Origin of the sequence: Frankia sp. AgKG'84/4, from assembly GCF_023242965.2 — a bacterium.
GTDB lineage: Bacteria > Actinomycetota > Actinomycetes > Frankiales > Frankiaceae > Frankia.
This window is the reverse complement of the sequence record NZ_JALKFU020001226.1, coordinates 1-2,468: the sequence shown is the minus strand read 5'-3', so window position 1 is coordinate 2,468 and position 2,468 is coordinate 1. Positions and strand designations below refer to the sequence as shown.

2 protein-coding genes are annotated in these 2,468 nt (G+C 71.8%); both read left to right on the top strand.

Annotation, left to right across the window (positions count from 1 at the left end; all coding sequences use genetic code 11):
- The first annotated feature begins 567 nt into the window (after nt 1-567).
- Nucleotides 568-2,139, top strand: coding sequence for a TldD/PmbA family protein (locus MXD58_RS29035; RefSeq protein WP_248838219.1), 1,572 nt, complete (start codon nt 568-570; stop codon nt 2,137-2,139).
- Nucleotides 2,136-2,468, top strand: a 333-nt coding sequence (locus tag MXD58_RS29030) for a PmbA/TldA family metallopeptidase (protein WP_284678987.1), incomplete at its 3' end; no start/stop codon positions are given. The genes MXD58_RS29035 and MXD58_RS29030, both read left to right, overlap by 4 nt.

Sequence of the window (2,468 nt, the reverse complement as noted above, 5' to 3'; positions counted from 1 at the left end):
GAAGACCTCAAGATCTCAAACTAAGGGATCGCTGAGCGAGCTGGGTCCGGCAGAGGAGAATCTTGGTGTTGCTGCCGCCCGCGTCCTTGTGCAACGAAGGCCCCAGCGACGGCGGTGCGGAGCGGTTACCCGGATTTCGATGGACGCGTGAGGCCGAACCGGAGGGTTTTCATGAGGGATAGATGGCCCGTCCGGCCACCGAACCCCGGCAGGGCCATGAGTAGAGTTCCGGGGCCATAGCGATGCCCGGGGTCATGGCTCACCTGGCTCAACGATCCGCACAGCATCCGGCCTGCCGATGCCATGTCCTCCTCGTACAGGGATCCGGTTGACGAAATGCGGCGGGCTCTCGAACAGGGTGCGCCGGGAGACCTCCTGATGGGGGCCGGGAGACCTCCTGATGGGGAAGGTCCTGGCCTACGAAGCCAGGAGGCCCGCCCTGATTGACCCGGAACCGAGCCTCCCGGGTCCCGGGCGAGCGCACCTGTCCGATCCTCAACGCGACGAACGACTGCCAGCCGGCAGGTCGATGTCCCACAGCCCACCGCAGCGGGCCAGGATAGGCACATGGCCACCCCCGTCCAGCTGGAACCGGCCGCGTCCGGACTGCCAGCGCATGAGGTCGACGCCGAGTTCCTCGCGCTGCCCCGCTCCGCCCTCGCCGACGCGGCCCTGCAGACCGCCCGCGACCTCGGCGTCTCCCACGCGGACATCCGCATCGAACGGCTTCGCGAGTCCGCGCTGTCCTTCCGGGACGCCTCCCTGGAGAGCCGGCACGAGGGCGCGACCGTCGGCCTCGCCGTGCGCGTCGTGCACGACGGCGCCTGGGGCTTCGCCGCCGGCGTGGACCTGACCACCGACGAGGCGGTCCGGCTGGCCCGGGAGGCCGTCGAGATGGCGCGGGTCGCGGCGCCGCTGAACTCCGAGCCCGTCGAACTCGCTGCGGAACCGGCGCACGGCGACGTCGTCTGGGTGTCGGCGTATACCGCCGACCCGTTCGACGTCGACGCGCGCGAGCGCATCGAGCGGGTCGGCGGGCTGTGTCGGACCCTGTTCGCCGCGCCCGAGGTCGACCATGTCGAAGGCACGTTCGACGCCGTGCGGGAGAACAAGTACTACGCGGACCTCGCCGGCACGACGACGACGCAGCAACGGGTCCGGGTGCTCTGCCAGATCGAGGCGACCCGGGTCGACCCGGGCGGTGGCTTCGAGTCGATGCGCACGATCGCCCCACCGGTCGGCCGGGGCTGGGAGTGGATGGTGGCCGGCCCCGCGGCCGGCTGCTGGGACTGGGACGGCGAGATCGACCTGATCCCCGGTCTGCTGGTGGAGAAGTCGACGGCGGCCTCGGTGCAGCCCGGGCCCTACGACCTGGTCATCGACCCGTCGAACCTGTGGCTCACGATCCACGAGTCCGTCGGCCACGCCACCGAGCTCGACCGGGCGCTCGGCTACGAGGCGGCGTACGCCGGCACCTCGTTCGCGACCCTCGACCAGCTCGGCTCGCTGCGCTACGGCTCGCCGGCGATGACGGTCACCGGTGACCGCACGGCCCTGCACGGCCTCGCCACGATCGGGTACGACGACGAGGGCGTGCAGACCCGGCGCTTCGACATCGTCCGCGACGGGACGCTCGTCGGCTACCAGCTCGACCGCTCGATGGCGGCCCGCAACGCGGCCGTGCTCGGCGCGCAGCGGTCCAACGGCTGCGCGTTCGCCGACTCACCCGGCCATGTCCCGCTCCAGCGGATGGCGAACGTGTCGCTGCTGCCGGCGCCGGGCGGCCCGTCAACCGAGGAGCTGATCAGCCGGGTCGATCGCGGCATCTACGTCGTCGGCGACAAGAGCTGGTCGATCGACATGCAGCGGTACAACTTCCAGTTCACCGGGCAGCGCTTCTACGAGATCCGCCACGGCCGTGTGGTCGGCCAGCTGCGGGATGTGGCCTACCAGGCGACGACGACGGACTTCTGGGGCTCCCTGGAGGCCGTCGGCGGCCCCGGGACCTACGTGCTCGGCGGCGCGTTCAACTGCGGCAAGGGTCAGCCCGGCCAGGTCGCCGCGGTCAGCCACGGCTGCCCGTCGGCGCTGTTCCGCGGCGTCAACGTCCTCAACACCCGGCGGGAGGCCGGCCGATGAGCCAGATCACCGGAACCGAGCCGCACGCCGACCGGGCCGGCGCGGTGCCCGCGTCCGCACCCGAGATCGTCGAGCGGGCGCTCGCGCTGTCCCGCGCCGACGGCTGCGTGGTGATCGCCACCGAGACCAGCACCGTGAACCTGCGCTGGGCCAACAACACACTGACCACGAACGGGTCGAGCCGCGACCGGTCCGTCACGGTCATCGGCGTCGTCGGCCGGTCGTTCGGCGTCCGGTCGGCCTCGACGATCGACACGCCGGGGGGCGCCGCCCGGCCCGCCCGCCCCCGCGAGCGTGCGCACCCCGCCGAAGCCGACGGCCTGACCGAG